At 54.1% G+C, this 15,829-nt stretch carries 18 protein-coding genes; 14 read left to right on the top strand and 4 right to left on the bottom strand.

The features are described from left to right. Positions 1 to 53: 53 nt before the first annotated feature. The 5 genes from G512_RS0111205 (at position 54) to G512_RS0111185 (ending at position 4,481) form a co-directional block, all read left to right on the top strand. A complete protein-coding gene (locus G512_RS0111205) occupies positions 54 to 1,088 on the top strand; it encodes a histone deacetylase family protein (RefSeq protein ID WP_028481798.1) in 1,035 nt (344 codons plus the stop codon). A gap of 164 nt (positions 1,089 to 1,252) precedes the next feature. Continuing rightward, complete coding sequence (locus G512_RS20855) at positions 1,253 to 1,672, top strand: DUF805 domain-containing protein (protein ID WP_028481797.1); 420 nt, start codon at positions 1,253 to 1,255, stop codon at positions 1,670 to 1,672. Between the two features lie 100 nt (positions 1,673 to 1,772). After that, complete coding sequence (dapE, locus tag G512_RS0111195) at positions 1,773 to 2,942, top strand: succinyl-diaminopimelate desuccinylase (protein ID WP_028481796.1); 1,170 nt, start codon at positions 1,773 to 1,775, stop codon at positions 2,940 to 2,942. 27 nt (positions 2,943 to 2,969) lie between these two features. Then, the gene (locus G512_RS0111190; RefSeq protein WP_143181367.1) at positions 2,970 to 3,560 is read left to right on the top strand and encodes a hypothetical protein; all 591 of its coding nucleotides are present in this window, start codon (positions 2,970 to 2,972) and stop codon (positions 3,558 to 3,560) included. A 93-nt stretch (positions 3,561 to 3,653) separates the two neighbouring features. Then, a complete protein-coding gene (locus G512_RS0111185) occupies positions 3,654 to 4,481 on the top strand; it encodes a DUF2189 domain-containing protein (RefSeq protein ID WP_036489584.1) in 828 nt (275 codons plus the stop codon). Here G512_RS0111185 and truA read toward each other — a convergent pair. The 4 genes from truA to def all read right to left on the bottom strand — a co-directional run bounded on the left by truA (position 4,478) and on the right by def (position 7,683). Next, positions 4,478 to 5,311 carry a tRNA pseudouridine(38-40) synthase TruA gene (gene truA, locus G512_RS0111180; protein ID WP_028481793.1) on the bottom strand — a complete coding sequence of 278 codons (834 nt, stop codon included), beginning with the start codon at positions 5,309 to 5,311 and terminating at the stop codon, positions 4,478 to 4,480. The genes G512_RS0111185 and truA overlap by 4 nt on opposite strands. Positions 5,312 to 5,477: 166 nt before the next feature. Continuing rightward, positions 5,478 to 6,017 (bottom strand): GNAT family N-acetyltransferase, encoded by a 540-nt coding sequence (locus tag G512_RS0111175; protein WP_036489582.1) that lies wholly within the window; start codon positions 6,015 to 6,017, stop codon positions 5,478 to 5,480. 43 nt (positions 6,018 to 6,060) lie between these two features. Beyond that, the gene (fmt, locus tag G512_RS0111170) at positions 6,061 to 7,002 is read right to left on the bottom strand and encodes a methionyl-tRNA formyltransferase (protein WP_028481791.1); all 942 of its coding nucleotides are present in this window, start codon (positions 7,000 to 7,002) and stop codon (positions 6,061 to 6,063) included. A gap of 156 nt (positions 7,003 to 7,158) precedes the next feature. Continuing rightward, positions 7,159 to 7,683 carry a peptide deformylase gene (gene def, locus G512_RS0111165; RefSeq protein ID WP_028481790.1) on the bottom strand — a complete coding sequence of 175 codons (525 nt, stop codon included), beginning with the start codon at positions 7,681 to 7,683 and terminating at the stop codon, positions 7,159 to 7,161. 160 nt (positions 7,684 to 7,843) lie between these two features. Between def and G512_RS0111160 the strand changes: the two genes are divergently transcribed. From G512_RS0111160 to G512_RS0111120, 9 genes are all read left to right on the top strand, one after another. Beyond that, a complete protein-coding gene (locus G512_RS0111160) occupies positions 7,844 to 8,593 on the top strand; it encodes an SDR family oxidoreductase (protein WP_028481789.1) in 750 nt (249 codons plus the stop codon). A 68-nt stretch (positions 8,594 to 8,661) separates the two neighbouring features. Beyond that, entirely contained in the window at positions 8,662 to 9,936 is a 1,275-nt protein-coding gene (locus G512_RS0111155; protein ID WP_028481788.1) for a DNA recombination protein RmuC, read from the top strand. 109 nt (positions 9,937 to 10,045) lie between these two features. Then, a complete protein-coding gene (locus G512_RS0111150; protein WP_028481787.1) occupies positions 10,046 to 10,471 on the top strand; it encodes a VOC family protein in 426 nt (141 codons plus the stop codon). Positions 10,472 to 10,482: 11 nt separating this feature from the next. After that, on the top strand, positions 10,483 to 11,475 hold the full coding sequence (locus G512_RS0111145) for a carbon-nitrogen hydrolase family protein (RefSeq protein WP_036489580.1): 993 nt from the start codon (positions 10,483 to 10,485) through the stop codon (positions 11,473 to 11,475). Between the two features lie 50 nt (positions 11,476 to 11,525). Next, the gene (locus G512_RS0111140) at positions 11,526 to 12,470 is read left to right on the top strand and encodes a 2-hydroxyacid dehydrogenase (protein ID WP_028481785.1); all 945 of its coding nucleotides are present in this window, start codon (positions 11,526 to 11,528) and stop codon (positions 12,468 to 12,470) included. A gap of 98 nt (positions 12,471 to 12,568) precedes the next feature. Continuing rightward, positions 12,569 to 12,775, top strand: coding sequence for a Flp family type IVb pilin (locus G512_RS22970; protein ID WP_036489577.1), 207 nt, complete (start codon positions 12,569 to 12,571; stop codon positions 12,773 to 12,775). Positions 12,776 to 12,866: 91 nt separating this feature from the next. Next, positions 12,867 to 13,388, top strand: coding sequence for an A24 family peptidase (locus G512_RS0111130; protein WP_028481784.1), 522 nt, complete (start codon positions 12,867 to 12,869; stop codon positions 13,386 to 13,388). Between the two features lie 210 nt (positions 13,389 to 13,598). Next, complete coding sequence (cpaB, locus tag G512_RS0111125) at positions 13,599 to 14,375, top strand: Flp pilus assembly protein CpaB (protein ID WP_028481783.1); 777 nt, start codon at positions 13,599 to 13,601, stop codon at positions 14,373 to 14,375. A 4-nt stretch (positions 14,376 to 14,379) separates the two neighbouring features. Next, a complete protein-coding gene (locus G512_RS0111120) occupies positions 14,380 to 15,828 on the top strand; it encodes a type II and III secretion system protein family protein (RefSeq protein ID WP_081657456.1) in 1,449 nt (482 codons plus the stop codon). The last annotated feature ends 1 nt before the right edge of the window (position 15,829 follow it).

The raw sequence follows: 15,829 nt of genomic DNA, 5'->3' as shown, positions 1-15,829 counted from the left end.
AAACGGGGATAAGCCGGTCACCGGGGTGGCTGGATTTTCCAAGGGAGCCCGATTTGAAAACCATATTTTCCCCGGACCAAATGCTGCATGCGCCTCAATTCGAGGTATCGGATGGCAAGCTGGAACCTGCCAAGGAAATACCATCGCGTGCGCAAATGGTGCTGGATCGGCTCAAGGCGGTTCAGTTTGGCGAGATCATTGAACCGCGTTCTTTCTCTCTGGATCCGATCCTGAAAATTCATGCATCTGACTACATCGAGTTCTTGAGTGATTTTTGGCGCTTATGGACTGAAGAAGGCCGCACCGAACAAGAGGCCTTTCCCTTTGTATGGCCTGTAAGACAATTGCGTACCGACATCGTTCCCGATCAGATTGATGGGAAGCTGGGTCACTATTCGTTTGATGCAGGCACCCCCATGGGACCGCATACTTGGACGGCGGTTCGCCGCAGCGCTGAAACTGCACTTACTGGTGCTGCGATGATGGCGGAGGGAGCACGTAGTGCATTTGCCCTGTGTCGTCCGCCGGGACATCATGCACATAAGAGTTTTTTTGGCGGCTACTGTTTCATCAACAATGCGGCCGTGGCGGCGCAATATCTGCGTGATCATGGTGCAAAACGCGTCAGCGTATTTGACGTTGACTATCACCACGGCAATGGCACGCAAGCGATTTTCTATGATCGCGCGGATGTTCAGTTCCTGTCGATACACGCTGATCCCAAAGTTGAATTTCCCTACTACCTTGGCCATGCGGACGAAAAGGGGGTGGGGGAAGGCGAAGAGTTCAATCTGAACTACCCGCTCCCCCATGGCACTCCTTGGGAGGTCTGGTCCCGGGCGTTAGAGGAGGGCTGCGCAAGCATTGAGGCTTACAAGCCGGATGTTCTTGTTGTCTCGCTGGGTATGGATACGTTCGAAAAGGATCCAATATCCCAGTTCAAACTGAAGTCGGAAGAGTTCAACCTTATCGGAGAGCGCCTCGCCAAATTGGGCTTGCCGACCTTGTTTATCATGGAAGGTGGTTACGCGGTGGAGGACTTGGGCGTGAACTGTGTCAACACACTGACCGGGTTCAGGCAACGCTGAACCCTCTCTGAACCAGCTCCTTGACATGGCAGGGCCGCGGCCCTGCCGTGCTAACCAACTGTTATGGCTTGCTGCTGGGCTCGTTTCTTGTGTAAAGCCTCTTGAATACACGCTCACGAGCACGTACATCACAGCACAATGTGATCCGAACGAAGTGATAGGTAATGGCGAAGGCATCAAGCCAAAAACTGGGCGTGTTCTGGCTGTTTTTCAGTCCTGTCGGGCGTGTTTCCCGCGAGCCATTCTGGCTGGCAATGGCGCTGATGTGGACAGTCATGTTTCTTGCCTTCTATGTTACGGCTGGCAACGTCATGTCTGCTGCTTCACCAGATACGCCACCGGGTGAGCTGATCAACATGGTCATGCAAGCCAACGCCATTCTGCCGATGATGGTCTTCATTTCAAAATGGTTTGAGGTCGCCTTGATCACCAAGCGCTTGCATGACCGCGGGTGGAGTGGCTTTTTCGTGCTTCTGGTTTTTGTGCCGCTTCTCAGCATACCGGTCACGCTGTTTGTTGGCTTGCAGCCCAGTGAGCAGGGACCCAACAAATATGGCCCGCGGCCTAACAGTGTGCCCGCTTGATGCGGCTGTAGGACTGCCAAACGGTGGGTATTGAGAATAGTTCATTGTATGGCAGCCAGCGATGATTGACCGCGCTCGGGCATAGGGCTACATCAAGCTTATGACAAAACAGCTTTCCCCTGCGGTTTCCATATGCCGCGATCTTATCCGTTGCCCTTCCGTAACACCTGCAGAAGCTGGTGCCTTGAAGGTGCTCGAAGACCTTCTCAAGCCAGCTGGGTTTGAGGTGCATCGGGTCGTTTTTTCCGAGGAAGGCACGCCGGACGTTGAAAACCTGTTTGCCACAATTGGCTCAGGTGGTCCGCATTTTGTCTTCGCAGGTCATACTGATGTTGTTCCGGCAGGCGACGAGGCTGCCTGGACCCACGCGCCGTTCGAAGGCACGATTTCTGATGGCATGATCCACGGACGTGGAACGGCAGACATGAAGGGTGGTGTGGCTGCCTTTGCGGCGGCTGCTCTGGCGTTTGTGAAGGCTCATCCTGCGGGTCCTCAGGGCCGCATTTCTTTCTTGATCACCGGAGATGAAGAAGGCCCTGCGGTCAATGGCACAGCAAAACTACTTCAATGGGCCAAGGATCAGGGCTATACATTTGATGCCTGCATTGTCGGCGAGCCGACAAATCCTGAGCAGTTGGGCGATGCCATCAAGGTAGGTCGTCGCGGGTCTCTGTCAGGGGCTCTTCAGGTGCGCGGGACACAAGGTCATGTCGCCTATCAACATTTGGCAGACAATCCGATTCCGGGCATGCTCAAATTGCTCGGCGCACTGGCCAGCATTGAGCTGGATCGTGGAAACGAGCGCTTCCTGCCGTCCAACCTGGAAATCACCAGTGTGGATGTGGGCAATACAGCCTACAACATCATTCCGGCCAAAGTTGAAGCGCGCTTCAACGTTCGCTTCAATGACACTTGGTCACTGGATAGCCTGAAAGCCTATCTGGAAGCGCTCCTGAAGGAGGCGGCGCCAAACGGATTGGATTGGACGCTTGAGTTCAAGCCGGACAACAGCGAGAGCTTCCTTACCCATGATGAAGATCTCATTGCAACGTTGTCAGCGGCTGTTGCAACGGTGACGGGCCGCACACCTGAACTGTCTACGGGAGGCGGAACCTCGGATGCCCGGTTCATCAAAAACTATTGTCCAGTCGTGGAGTTCGGCTTGGTAGGCCAGACCATGCATAAGGTTGATGAGCAGGTTGCTGTGGCAGATCTGGATCAGTTGAGCGAGATCTACCTTCAGTTCCTGAAGAGCTATTTCATCAAGTAGCAGGCAGATTGGCCGGGAGCCCGTAAGATGTTGCCTTCACTGCAGGAAGTAAGAAGTTCGGCACAGGGCTCGTGGATGATGATCTGCGGCCGACCCGAGGGTATGCGCTATTATGATCTGTCGGTTGAGGGCTTTTGGCGGTCCTTTGCCGTGCTGATTTATGTACTGCCATTTTATGTTCTCGGCAATCTGACGGAAACTCGGCTCGCCGCTGAGTTGGGTGAACAATTGGCTTCTGGTGGCGGCTGGATGCCGCTGCCGAAGCTACTGACCATTGTGGCGGATTGGGTCGCGTTCCCCATTCTCTTGGCATTTTTGGCATCCATGCTGGATATACGGTCCACTTATGGGGCCTATGTCACGGTACGCAATTGGATCACGATGCTTCTGGTGTTGCCGCACGCTGTTTTGAACACCCTGTTCTTGCTTGGCATCATCAACGCCGACATCTTGCTGACGTTGAGTTTGTTCATCGTGGGTTGGTTTTTGTGGGTGCATTTCACTGTAACCCGCATCGCATTGGCGGTAAGTGCAGGTCTGGCTATCGGTCTCGTTGTGCTGGATTTCATATTGAGCCTGTTTATCGTGCAGATAATCGACGGCTTGTGGGCTCTGTAACTAAATAATAAGAGAAACTACTTTAAGTGATCTAGCGTCCAGCTCCATTTAACGGCACTCTACATTCGGGAGAAAACGTAGAGGGAGTTTGATATGGTTGCGGAGCATGAAAGTCCTGCCTCAGGTATAACCGAAACATCTCAGCGGCAAGTGCCTGTTGTGAACCAACTGGATGTGGAGGATATCAAACAAGCAGTGCGCCTTGGTTTGAAAGACTTTTACCGCCAGCCTTTGTACGGCCTGTTCTTTGGCGTGTTCTTTGCCATAGGCGGAAATGTCGTTGTGCTCATGAGCTTTATCTTTAATCAAAGCCATTTGAGCTATCCCTTGGCGGTTGGTTTTTGGCTCATTGGGCCTTTCATCGCTGTGGGGCTCTATGAAGTCTCAAGGCGTCTTGAGCAGGGGGAGCCATTGAGTTGGCGCGCGGTTCTTGGTGTCATGTGGGACCAGCATCGACGAGAACTTGCATGGATGGCATTCGTCGTCATGTTCATCCTGCTGATGTGGATGTTCGAGGTGCGTTTGCTGCTGGCCTTGTTCCTTGGCTTCAGCGGTTTCGCCACGTTCGGGGATTTCTTGCGCGTTTTGTTTACAACCCCGGAAGGTTTGCTGTTCCTGTTTGTGGGCAACATCGTTGGAGCGTTGATCTCGCTGATCCTGTTCTCACTGACCGTAGTGTCCTTTCCGCTCCTGTTGGATAAGGACTACGACTTCATCACCGCCATGATCACAAGCGTAAAGGTGGTGCTTGCAAGTCCTGTCGTCATGGTTGGATGGGGATTGACCATTACACTGGTTCTGTTGGCATCGATGGCGCCGGCCTTCATCGGATTGGTCTTCACGCTTCCGGTTCTGGGCCACACGACATGGCACCTCTATCGAAAGGCAGTCAGTTTCGAGGATAAACCCGCCGACCTTTAGGTCGACGATGCTTCGTCCGACAAGGATGCGGGCTGCGCTTCGTTCAGGCTGGCTTGGTAGTCTGCAAGCGCAGCGGCATCTTCCGCCGGGCTTCGATAGTCCACCTGAGTAAGATAAAGGCCTTCGGCCACGGCCACCGGACCACATGCCTTGCGATCACGTGCTTCCAGTGCCTTTTTCACATCTGCTCTTGTCCAGCGGCCTTCGCCAACGAGCTTCAGTGTGCCCACCATTGAACGCACCTGATTATGCAGGAATGAGCGAGACGAACACTCCAAGTACACGGAGTCGTTTTGTCGGTAGACCGCAATGCGTTCCATGGTTTTCCAAGGGCTTTTGGCCTGACACCGTGTGTGGCGGAATGTGGTGAAGTCGTGATGGCCAACAAGCTCCTGCGCAGCATCGTGCATGGCCTCCGCATCCAGAGGCGGCTTGACGTGCCAAGCCAGCCCCTTGTCATAGGTCAATGGGTGAGGGCGATTGACAATGCGATACAGGTAATGTCGTCGAATGGCAGAAAACCGGGCATCAAAACCGGGGCCGGTTGTTTCACACGCGAGAATGGCTACTGGATCCGGCTGGCAATGAAAATTCAGGGCATTCATCACGGTTTTGGCGGGCCACTCTCTTTCCAGATCGATATGAGCAACTTGGCCTGTGGCATGAACCCCTGAATCCGTGCGCCCTGCGCCGCCAATCGTGACCGTTTCGCCGCTGAAAGACTTTACAGCGCGTTCAATGACCGCTTGAACTGTTGGACCGTTATCCTGACGCTGCCATCCAACGAAAGGGCGGCCATCATATTCAATTGTTATCTTGTAGCGTGGCATTGTATGTCCCGAAAAGTGGCGTTTGGTGCGCATCTGGCGGCATCAGGGTCGTTAGCGTAGGGCCTGTTAACGCCAAAATTTCTCAAACGCAACCCGTAGGCCGTTCGAGCACTTGCCAGCTTGTTTGCGGGAAGACCTTGCAGCTCGGTGCCAAAGCGAGGCCATCTCACCCCAGCTTTTGGAAGGGAGTGGCGTAAGAGACCTCTATGGGCAGTCCTTCACGCCCCAACTGGGTGAGGGGGAGCGCCATGAAGATTGGTCCGGCGAATGGCGCTCGCACTTTTTTTGCTACTTCGGCGTCAAAACCAAAGCGCGGGTAATAATTGGGATCGCCCAACACAAGGACGAGATCCTCGCCCATGCCTTGCAGATCATCAATTGTCTCACGGATCATCTGAGCCCCGATGCCATGACGTTGAAGCTTGGGTTCGACACAAACAGGAGCAAGGCACGTGATGTTCAGCCGGTGCCCGGCTCCTGCTCCTGTCACGCGTGAATATGCAATATGTCCGACGATCGTACCGCTCTCAACCACCGCTACCCGTTCCAGAACCAACATGCCGCAATCACGCAGATCGTCAACGAGCTGTGCTTCAACGTCACGCCCGAAGCTTCGTTCCACCAACTTGCGGATCGTTGTTGCGTCGCGTTCTTCCTCCACGGGTCGCACCGTGATCGGGTTTGTCGAAACGTCTCTGGGCTGCATGGTGTTCAGTTTCTCCGATGGTCCTGCCAAGACTTACCTTAAGTTAGCTTGGTAGCGTGCCAACCTCAAGATGTCCTCCGCGCAGCAACTCCTCTGCGGACATGGCTTTTTTCCCTGCGCGTTGCACCTGTGTGAGTTCAACCGCTCCATCGCCGCAGGCGATAAGAAGCTTCTTGCCGCTTGCGGCCAGGATCTCACCCGGCTGTCCAGAGCCTTCTGCCAGTATGGAGCGTAACACTTTAACCCGCTCTGGCTTGCCGCCGAAGTTCATTTCAGTCCATGCGCCCGGAAAAGAAGATAGCCCCCTGATATGGTTGTGAACCTCAGTGGCAGGTTTTGTCCAATCTATTCGCGTTTCCGTTTTTTCGATCTTCGAGGCATAGGTGATGCCCTCGTCACTTTGAGGGGTTTCGGTCAAGCCCCCACGCGACAGGGCTGAGAGTGCACGAACCATCACATCACCGCACAAGGGCGACAAGTGGTCATGGAGTTCGCCCGCCGTCATGTTTGGCGTAATGGCGACTGTCTCGCTCATGCACACTGGGCCGGTGTCCAATCCCGCTTCCATGCGCATGACCTGAATGCCCGTTTCCGTATCACCTGCCATGATCGCACGGTTGATCGGGGCTGCACCGCGCCAACGTGGCAACAGCGAGGCATGTCCATTCAAACAACCAAACTCCGGGGCCTCAAGAATGGGCCGCGGTAGAAGCAGGCCGTAGGCCACAACCACAGCAACGTCTGCTTCCAGTGCACGAAAGCGTTCCTGTTCTTCTTCGGATTTCAAGGAGGTGGGGGTGAACACTGGAATGCCAAGACTTTCCGCTGCTTCATGAACGGGCGTTTTGTGCAACTCCATGCCACGGCCAGATTTACGCGGAGGCTGACTGTAGCAGGCGACGACGTCCCATCCCTGTCCAACAACCTCCATCAATGTAGGAACGGAAAACTCCGGGGTGCCCATGAAAACGATGCGAAGTGTCATGATGATCCTGTTGTGTTTCAGTCGCTTGGTTGTGTGCCCAGTCTTAACGGGGATCAGGTTTGAAGGAAACCGCTGATATCAAACTGTCAAACACGCATGCCAACAAAAAAACGGCGCCAAAGGCGCCGTGGGACACGTCTGCAATGGTGGAGGTGTTTAGGCGCGAATTTTCGCAGCCTTTTGAAACTTTTTCATGATCCGCCCCTTCTTGAGGCGGGAGAGATAGTCAATGAAAAGTACACCGTCCAAATGGTCAAGCTCGTGTTGAATGCAAGTCGCCATCAAGCCATTGGCGTTGAGTTCGCACTGTTTCCCATCCCGGTCGAGATACTTGACCGTAATAGCCGTGGGCCGTTCCACTTCCTCGTACACATCAGGAATGGAAAGGCAGCCTTCCTGATAGGGCGCCTTTTCCTCTGAGAACCAGGTAATCTCGGGGTTGATGAAAACCATGGGTTCCTTTTTGTCTTCCTCACCCTCGGCGCGCTCGGCTACATCCATCACAAAGATGCGTTTAAGCACACCAATCTGGCTTGCGGCCAAACCGATACCCGGTGCCGCATACATGGTCTCTAGCATATCGTCCGCCAGCTTGCGGACCTCATCGTCGACCTCCTCGATCGGGAGGCATTTTTGGCGCAGAACAGAGTCTGGCAGAATAACTATCTCGCGTGTCGTCATAGCTTTCAGATATGGGATTAACCTTTGCTCGTCAACGAGACATTTGGCGAGCTGAGAAGATAAATATTGGGTCAAACCATGGACATAGAACGGTGTGTTGGCCACACTGCGTCCGCCCGAAGGGCTCCCAAATCAAAAACAACAGGAGGATAAGATACATATGTCTTTAGGAACTGTCGTCGTTACGGGTGCAAGTCGGGGGATTGGCGCAGCAACAGCTTTGGAGGCTGCAAAGCGCGGATACCATGTATGTGTAAACTATACGGCCAACGAAGAAGCAGCCGAACAAGTTGTTGCAAAAATTCGCGAAAACGGCGGTATGGCCATTGCTTTCCAGGCGGATGTCAGTCGGGAAGACGAGGTCTCCCGTATGTTCGATCGCTGTGAACAGGAACTGGGTCCGATCACGGGACTGGTGAATTGTGCTGGCATCATGAGCGCGAACATGCGTCTTGAAAGCATGGAATTTGCTCGCCTTGAACGAGTGTTCCGCATCAATGTTCTCGGCTCGATTCTCTGTGCAAAGGAAGCCGTACGCCGAATGTCGCGGACCAACGGTGGCCATGGTGGTTCCATCGTCAATTTAAGTTCCGTCGCGTCGGTTCATGGCGCACCGGGTGAAAACGTCGATTATGCGGCCAGCAAGGGCGCAATCGACTCTTTTACCAAAGGTTTGGCGAAGGAAGTGGCCTCAGATGGCATCCGCGTGAACTGCGTGCGTCCCGGTTTGACGGACACGGATCTGCATGCAAGTACCGGGGATCCAGAGCGTATTGTCACTCTCGCCCCCACGGTTCCCATCAACCGGGTTGCTGAGCCCAACGAAATTGCGGAAGCAATTTTGTGGTTCCTGTCAGAGCAGTCCTCGTATTGTGTTGGTGCCATCCTGGATGTGTCGGGCGGGCGATAGGCTCTCCTGCATATTGGAAAATGCCATTGCTGATCTGTGCGTGACCGAAGGTTCTGCCAGATCAGCGAATGGTTCTTGCAGCAGAATCGTTCTATGTTTGTTTCATGCTGCACGACATCGTTACGAGCCTTGCCTCCCTGCCTGTTTCTTTTGAGCAACTTGTTGCCACAGCGGTCTTTTTTGGCGGTCTTTTGGCGCTATGGGCTGCCTTTCGTGCGCGTCGTAGAGCTGGTTTGGCCGAGCGTGAAAGCGCCTTGGCAACACGGCGGGCAGAGGAGATGGAGGCCATGCTGGCACAATTGGCCAAAAGCCAGTCAGAGATGACTGGTCGCATGCAGACTATGGCTGAGATCTTCGGATCCCGTCAGGCCGACCTGTTGCGGGTGGTGAATGAACGTCTGGACGGCGTTGGCAAGAGTCTCGGCTCGTCCATGTTGCAAAGCTCCAAACACACACACGAGAGCCTTCAAGCAGTTCATGAACGTCTCGCTCTTTTAGACCAAGCGCAAAAAACAATGGGTGACCTGGCTGGCGAAGTGACCGGATTGCGGCAGGTGCTTTCTGACAAACAGTCTCGCGGGGCCTTCGGACAAGGGCGTATGGAAGCCATCATTGAAGATGCCTTGGCACCCTCCAACTATTCGTTCCAAGCTGTTCTGAGCAATAATGCCCGCCCCGACTGTCTGATCCACATGCCGTCAGGTGCCCCGCCCCTGGTCATTGATGCCAAGTTTCCATTGGAGGCTTTCGAGGCGTTGCAACAGGCGAACAGCGTGGAAGAGAACAAGCAAGCTGCGGCTCGGTTCAGAAAGGATATCGCCAAGCATATTGACGATATCAGTCAAAAATACCTCATCAATGGCGAGACACAGGAAACGGCGCTGATGTTTGTGCCGTCGGAGAGCGTTTTCGCGCACATTTATGAGCATTTTGAGGATTTAGTGCAACGAGCCTACAAAGCGCGTGTGGTGATCGTCTCGCCGTCATTGCTCATGCTGTCTGTTCAAGTTGTTCAGTCCGTATTGCGCGATGCGCGTATGCGCGAGCAGGCACACGTCATTCAAAAAGAGGTGGCGCGGCTGATGGAAGATGTCGGCCGACTGACCGAGCGCGCAGGAAAACTCCAGAGCCATTTCAGTCAAACAAGTCGGGATCTCGATCAGGTCATGATTTCCAGCGACAAAATTCAAAAGCGTGGCCAAGTGATTGTGGATCTGGGTTTGGGAGCCGGGGATGACACCGCAAACAGCGAAGGCTCTGTGAAGCCACAGCGCGGTTCGGTAGCTGGCAGACCTCTGGATGAGGATGAACTCCCGTCCTTTTTCGAGAGCTATCGAACATAAAGTCTCCGTTCGGGTCGCCGCGTTTTGAGGCATCGCACGCACAAAATACCCGCTTACACCTATGAAGCGAACCATATAAGGTGTTCCCCATAGATTTGTGGAGGAATTTATGGTTCAGCCTTTCCATCTGGCTTTCCCGGTGACTGATCTGGAGGCCACCAAGCAGTTTTATCAAAGGTGCCTTGGATGTCGGATCGGTCGTGAAAGCCCCGGTGCATGGGTCGACCTCGATTTGTATGGGCATCAGCTCTCGGCGCATCTGCGTCCCAAAACCACTGGAGAGTTGTCGAATTCGGGTCAGGTGGATGGCGATGCGGTACCCATCCCGCATTTCGGGGTGGTGTTGACCATGGATCAATGGCAGCAATTGGCCACGCGCCTTCAGTCCCATGAGGAAGTTCAGTGGATCATGCAGCCGAAAACGCGGTTTGCAGGTGAGCCGGGCGAGCAGGGAACATTTTTCATTATGGATCCGTCTGGAAATGCTCTTGAATTCAAGGGTTTCAAATCCAGCGAAGCATTGTTTGCAGTGTAAGGGCAGTTTTCATGCAACTTATCGACAAGACACATTTGACCGAAAGTGGCCGCTCTGCGGATCAACTGACTGTCGGTCTGGCTCAGATTGCACCCATATGGCTGGATCGTGCCGGCACACTGGACAAGGTCATCGACGGTATCGATCAAGCCGCCGAGCAGAATTGCCAGTTGACGGTATTTGGCGAGGCATTGGTGCCGGGATATCCGTTTTGGGTGGAACGTACGGACGGCGCCCGGTTCAATGATGCAAAGCAAAAAGCGCTTTACGCCAACTACGTGGATCAAGCCGTGGTGATTGAACGTGGCGATCTCGATGGCGTTTGCGATGCCGCTCGGTCTGGCGGAACCGCCGTTTATCTTGGCATAATGGAGCGTGCTCCAGACCGCAGCGGGCACAGTCTTTATTGCTCCCTCGTCTACATCAATCGTGACGGACAGATCAGATCTGTCCATCGCAAGTTGCAGCCGACCTATGAAGAGCGGTTGGTGTGGGCCCAAGGGGATGGCAACGGCCTTCAGGTGCACGACCTGGCTCCGTTTACGGTAGGGGGGCTGAATTGCTACGAGAATTGGATGCCTCTGTCACGGTCAGCCCTTTACGCTCAAGGAGAAGACCTGCATGTGGCCGTTTGGCCGGGTGGCCTTCACAATACTGAGGATACGACACGTTTCATCGCCAAGGAAAGCCGGAGCTACGTCCTGTCGGTATCCGGTTTGATGCGCCCGGAAGACTGTCCCGAGAAAACGCCCGCCCGTGAGGAGATACTGGCCGACGGTGAGCCGTTCATGGCCAACGGTGGCTCCTGTATTGCCGCGCCGGATGGGACATGGCTTGTTGAACCGCAAGTGGGCGAAGAGGTTCTTGTCACCGCTGTTCTGGATCATGCCAAGGTGCGTGGAGAGCGGCAGAACCTTGATTTGGCCGGCCACTACTGTCGCCCCGATGTTACGCGTCTGGTGGTGAACCGCCATCGCCAATCCATGGCTCAATTTGAGGATTAGAACTTGGTCAGTCCAGCGACACCTCTCCAACCACACTAGGAATACACGTAATGTCGATAGTCATCGCTGTAACCAACTTCAACGCGGAAGCGTGGGCAGACCGAATGAAGGTCCGCTTGCCAGACCATTCCGTCCAGATTTGGAAGAAGGGGGAACCTTTGGACGGCAAGGTAGACTATATGCTTGCTTGGAAGCCGGACCCCTCAGCTTTCGATGAGGTGCCGCAGCCGAAGGTTGTGTTCTCACTGGGTGCGGGTGTGGATCACCTGATCAAGATGCCTAACCTACCAGAGGCCCCTTTGGTGCGCATTGTTGATCCAAGCCTGACCACACGCATGACAGAGTGGGTCGTTTTTCAGGTGCTTCTACATCATCGCAATCACTTGACCTACGATGCACAGCAAGCCGAGCACTTGTGGAAGGCTCATGCTCAGCCTCAAGCCTCGAAAGTGCGTGTCGGCCTTCTGGGACTTGGTGAACTCGGTGGGGACGCGGCGCGCGCACTAGCCCGTATTGGTTTTCAGGTTGCTGGTTGGTCGCGTCGCTCCAAGGTGATCGAAGGCGTCAAGTGTTATGCAGGTGAAGATCGGTTTGAGGAGTTTTTGCAAGGTACCGACATTTTGGTGAACTTGTTGCCTCTAACGCCCGATACCAAGGGTCTTGTTGATCGAGCCGTGTTGAGCAAGTTGGCCAAGAACGGTGTTCATGGAGCGCCCGTCTACATCAACGCCGGTCGAGGTGCAACGCAAAATGAAGCAGACATTGCGGAGATGCTGACATCCGGCGCGCTTCGCGGCGCAAGCCTTGACGTGTTCGAGACGGAGCCTCTCGCCGAAGACAGCCCCTTATGGGATGCGCCGGGCTGTGTGATCACTCCCCACGTAGCGGCTGAAAGTGACCCCGAAGCTTTGTCAGACTACATTGCTGGCCAAATTCGAGGATACGAGCAGGGCCTTCCGCTTCAAAACGTCGTCGATCGCAAAACCGGTTATTAAGCGAGACCAACGAAAAACAGACCTGTCCTTTACATCCCCGAGGGATTTTTACAGGCTGCTAACACTCAAAACGCATGCTCTCCATAAAACGGTGCAGCATGCGTTTAAACCTCAAAGCATTCCTGAAAGATCGTCGTGGGAGCAGCCCCATTGAGTATGCGCTCATTGGTGGTGTCATCGCACTTGCACTCATCACAATGACTGGGCTCAATCAACAAGGCCCACATGAGTCCCGACCTGTCGCTTCAGATACGATACAACAATCCACCGATAGTCTGGATGCGATGTTGGCGCCCGATCGCTGACACGGCGAACGCAAGACGCTGCAACGTTAATCCGATATTTGCAATTTTACCCATTAGTTGTTTATGGGCTTTTTCTGCAATGGATTCATCGATGCTTGCTGCTGCTTTGTTGGTTTTCTTTCCCCTTCTCATGATTTTCGCTGCGATCAGCGATCTGTTCACGATGACGATACCAAACTACCTATCGATCATTCTGGTTGCTGGTTTCGCCGTCATGGCGTTGGCCATTGGCATGCCCTTAACGGCGATCGGGGCCCATATCCTGACCGCTCTGGTTGTTCTTGCTGCAGGGTTCGGCCTGTTCGCGCTGGGCGTAATGGGGGGAGGCGATGCCAAATTTGCGGCATGCGTTGCGCTTTGGCTCGGTTACTCGGTTGCTTCTGTTGAGTTTCTGCTTTTGATGGCGGTCTATGGTGGTGTGCTGACGCTTGCCGTCCTTGCCTTTCGATCCTGGCCCATGTTGCCCTTGGCTTTGGAGCGGCAAACATGGATTTCCAGGCTCCATAGACGGGAATCCGGCGTGCCCTATGGCATTGCAATCGCGATTGCGGCCCTTCAGGTTTATGGCTCCAGTTTTTGGTTTGAGCAGATCTCTCAGCTTTCAGGGATGTGAAATCGCCTCTCAAGTATTAACGAATAGTAAAATGCCGCAGTTTTGTGCGCGCTGCATGTTTTGTCAGCCTGTGTACTGCCGTGAGTAGTGGCCTATACATTCCACCCTCTCTACAAATACTAGATAAAATTAACCATGTCTTGACCATTTTGAAGTAGCTTACAGTTAACCAATTGCGAAAATTTCCCTGTTGGAAAGGGCTGGTCGAACATGAGTAAGGCGCGAGTAATAGTCCTCTGTATCGCGTTGATTGCAGGCATTCTGGCGTCAATGTTGGTGCTCAGCATGACGTCTTCCCAGGAACCGGCACCTGTTGTCACTGAAACAAAACCCGTTGAAACGGAAGAGGTGCTTGTTGCGGTGACCGACCTGCAGTTGGGACAGAAAATCAAGGTTGACCAACTTGAATGGGTGCATTGGCCGAAACAGGCGGTTTCAGATGGCACCATTCGCCGGAGCGCGAGACCCAATGCGCTTGAGGACATGGTAGGGCACATTACCCGCTCAGCGATCTTTGCGGGCGAGCCAGTACGCACCGAGCGGATCATTGATACTGAAAGCGGCTTTCTTTCTGCCATCCTGCCAAAAGGAAAGCGCGCGGTTGCTGTATCGGTAGAAGCGGTCAATACAGCCGGTGGCTTCATTCTACCCGGTGACAAGGTGGACCTCATACTAACCCGCGAGTCGAGTTCTCGTGAGCAGTTTTTAAGTGAGACCATTTTAGAGAATATTCGCGTGCTTGCCATTGATACGACCACCGAAGGTGAACGTGAGGACAAGGCGATGACACCGGATAATACCGCAACGCTCGAGTTGACACCTTATCAGGCGGAGATCGTGACGCGTGCTCAACAAGTCGGCAGCCTCTCATTGGCGCTGCGCAGTGCACGAGACGTCTATGGGGAAGGCGAGGAGCCTCCACGGAAACGGGGCGCGATCAACTTCGTCAAATTCGGCGTCACCTCACAGTCTTCCAGTGGGCAGTAAGAGCATGACCAGAGTGTTGGACATACTTCAGAAATTTAACAGGAAAGCGCGCCTATTAGGCTGGGCGGTTGTTGCATGCTGGGCGCTTCTGGGGATTGGTGCCGTTGGTGGTGTCAATGGACAGGCCCATGCGCAAACAGTCTTCCCCTCGGAGGTCTCCATTGACGGCCTGTCCCGGCAAGAGCAATTGTTGCCGGTTGGGGTAGGCAGATCTGTGGTGGTCAACTCGGCCCGGATCGTGCGGGATGTTCTCGTTTCCAGCCCCGAGTTTGTCGATGCGGTCGTTCGCACGGACAAGAAGGTCTACATCTTTGGTAACCAGCCAGGGCAGGGCACTGTTGTTCTTTTTGGAGAGGGCGGACGCCAGATTGCCACCTTCAAGGTCCGTGTTGAGCAGGATTCGACCGACTTGGCGCAGCTCATTTCTCGCTTGCTTCCAAATTCTGATATCGAGGTTGAGTCCCTCAACAGCAATATCATTCTCTCCGGCGTCGCGCTGAACGCTCAAGAAGCTCAGATGGCAGTTGATATTGCCGAGCGTTTCGCCGGTTCTCCAGAAAACGTCGTATCCGCTGTTACTATCGCTGAACGGGATCAGGTGCAGTTGCGGGTGACGGTGGCAGAAGTCAACCGAACGGTTTTGAAGCAGCTTGGCGTCAATTTGTCGGGGGCCATCAATACCGGTAACTTTGGTGTCGGCTTCAACACCGAACCTGGGTTCAATGTCAATCCATCTGCGGTTAATCAGAGCAGTCTTGTCGGGGGCTTCTTGGCGGGCGGTTCGTCTGTGTCAGCGGAAGTACGCGCCCTACAGCGCGATGGGATAGCACGTACGCTGGCGGAACCAACGCTTGTGGCTGTCTCCGGGGAGAACGCTAGCTTTCTTGCTGGTGGTGAATTTCCCATTCCAACAGGTTATGAGGATGGCAAGGTCAGCTTGGAGTTCAAACCCTATGGGGTGGGTCTCGACTTTACACCCGTAGTCCTGGCTGAAGGCCGTATTCGTCTGCGTGTCAAGACAGAGGTCAGTGAACTGTCAACCGACGGTGCTGTAAGCATCACCAATGGTATCGCTGTGTCAGCACTAAAGGTGCGTCGGGCCGAGTCGACTGTGGAGCTGCCATCAGGTGGCACGCTCGTGATGGCGGGCCTGCTGCAAGAGGACTACAAACAGGAAATTGATGCAACGCCAGGCCTGAAGAACCTGCCGATCCTCGGCCCGCTCTTTAAAAGCCGTGATTTCCGTAACAACCAGACCGAATTGGTGGTGTTCGTGACACCTTATGTTGTGCGACCGGTGGCCACTGCCGATCTATCGCGCCCGACAGACAATCTGGCACCACCCAGCGATGCGTCAACCGTGTTCCTCAATCAGCTGAACCGCATTTACAACACCAAGGAAGTGCCTTTGAAGGGCGGGTACCATGGCGACATCGGCTACATCTATGAGTAGG

It is taken from the genome of Pseudovibrio exalbescens DSM 16456, from assembly GCF_000422785.1.
Classification (GTDB): domain Bacteria; phylum Pseudomonadota; class Alphaproteobacteria; order Rhizobiales; family Stappiaceae; genus Pseudovibrio; species Pseudovibrio exalbescens.
The sequence above is the reverse complement of the archived record's forward strand: the minus strand, read 5'-3'. Positions and strand labels throughout refer to the sequence as shown.

Coding starts and splice junctions, on each gene's coding strand:
- G512_RS0111150 (WP_028481787.1), top strand. CDS start 10,046: ATGGTTCAGCCTTTCCATCTGGCTTTCCCGGTGACTGATCTGGAGGCC.
- G512_RS0111190 (WP_143181367.1), top strand. CDS start 2,970: ATGTTGCCTTCACTGCAGGAAGTAAGAAGTTCGGCACAGGGCTCGTGG.
- G512_RS0111130 (WP_028481784.1), top strand. CDS start 12,867: ATGCTTGCTGCTGCTTTGTTGGTTTTCTTTCCCCTTCTCATGATTTTC.
- G512_RS0111120 (WP_081657456.1), top strand. CDS start 14,380: ATGACCAGAGTGTTGGACATACTTCAGAAATTTAACAGGAAAGCGCGC.
- truA (WP_028481793.1), bottom strand. CDS start 5,311: ATGCCACGCTACAAGATAACAATTGAATATGATGGCCGCCCTTTCGTT.
- cpaB (WP_028481783.1), top strand. CDS start 13,599: ATGAGTAAGGCGCGAGTAATAGTCCTCTGTATCGCGTTGATTGCAGGC.
- G512_RS0111185 (WP_036489584.1), top strand. CDS start 3,654: ATGGTTGCGGAGCATGAAAGTCCTGCCTCAGGTATAACCGAAACATCT.
- G512_RS22970 (WP_036489577.1), top strand. CDS start 12,569: ATGCGTTTAAACCTCAAAGCATTCCTGAAAGATCGTCGTGGGAGCAGC.
- G512_RS20855 (WP_028481797.1), top strand. CDS start 1,253: ATGGCGAAGGCATCAAGCCAAAAACTGGGCGTGTTCTGGCTGTTTTTC.
- G512_RS0111140 (WP_028481785.1), top strand. CDS start 11,526: ATGTCGATAGTCATCGCTGTAACCAACTTCAACGCGGAAGCGTGGGCA.
- def (WP_028481790.1), bottom strand. CDS start 7,683: ATGACGACACGCGAGATAGTTATTCTGCCAGACTCTGTTCTGCGCCAA.
- G512_RS0111155 (WP_028481788.1), top strand. CDS start 8,662: ATGGTTCTTGCAGCAGAATCGTTCTATGTTTGTTTCATGCTGCACGAC.
- G512_RS0111145 (WP_036489580.1), top strand. CDS start 10,483: ATGCAACTTATCGACAAGACACATTTGACCGAAAGTGGCCGCTCTGCG.
- dapE (WP_028481796.1), top strand. CDS start 1,773: ATGACAAAACAGCTTTCCCCTGCGGTTTCCATATGCCGCGATCTTATC.
- G512_RS0111160 (WP_028481789.1), top strand. CDS start 7,844: ATGTCTTTAGGAACTGTCGTCGTTACGGGTGCAAGTCGGGGGATTGGC.
- G512_RS0111175 (WP_036489582.1), bottom strand. CDS start 6,017: ATGCAGCCCAGAGACGTTTCGACAAACCCGATCACGGTGCGACCCGTG.
- fmt (WP_028481791.1), bottom strand. CDS start 7,002: ATGACACTTCGCATCGTTTTCATGGGCACCCCGGAGTTTTCCGTTCCT.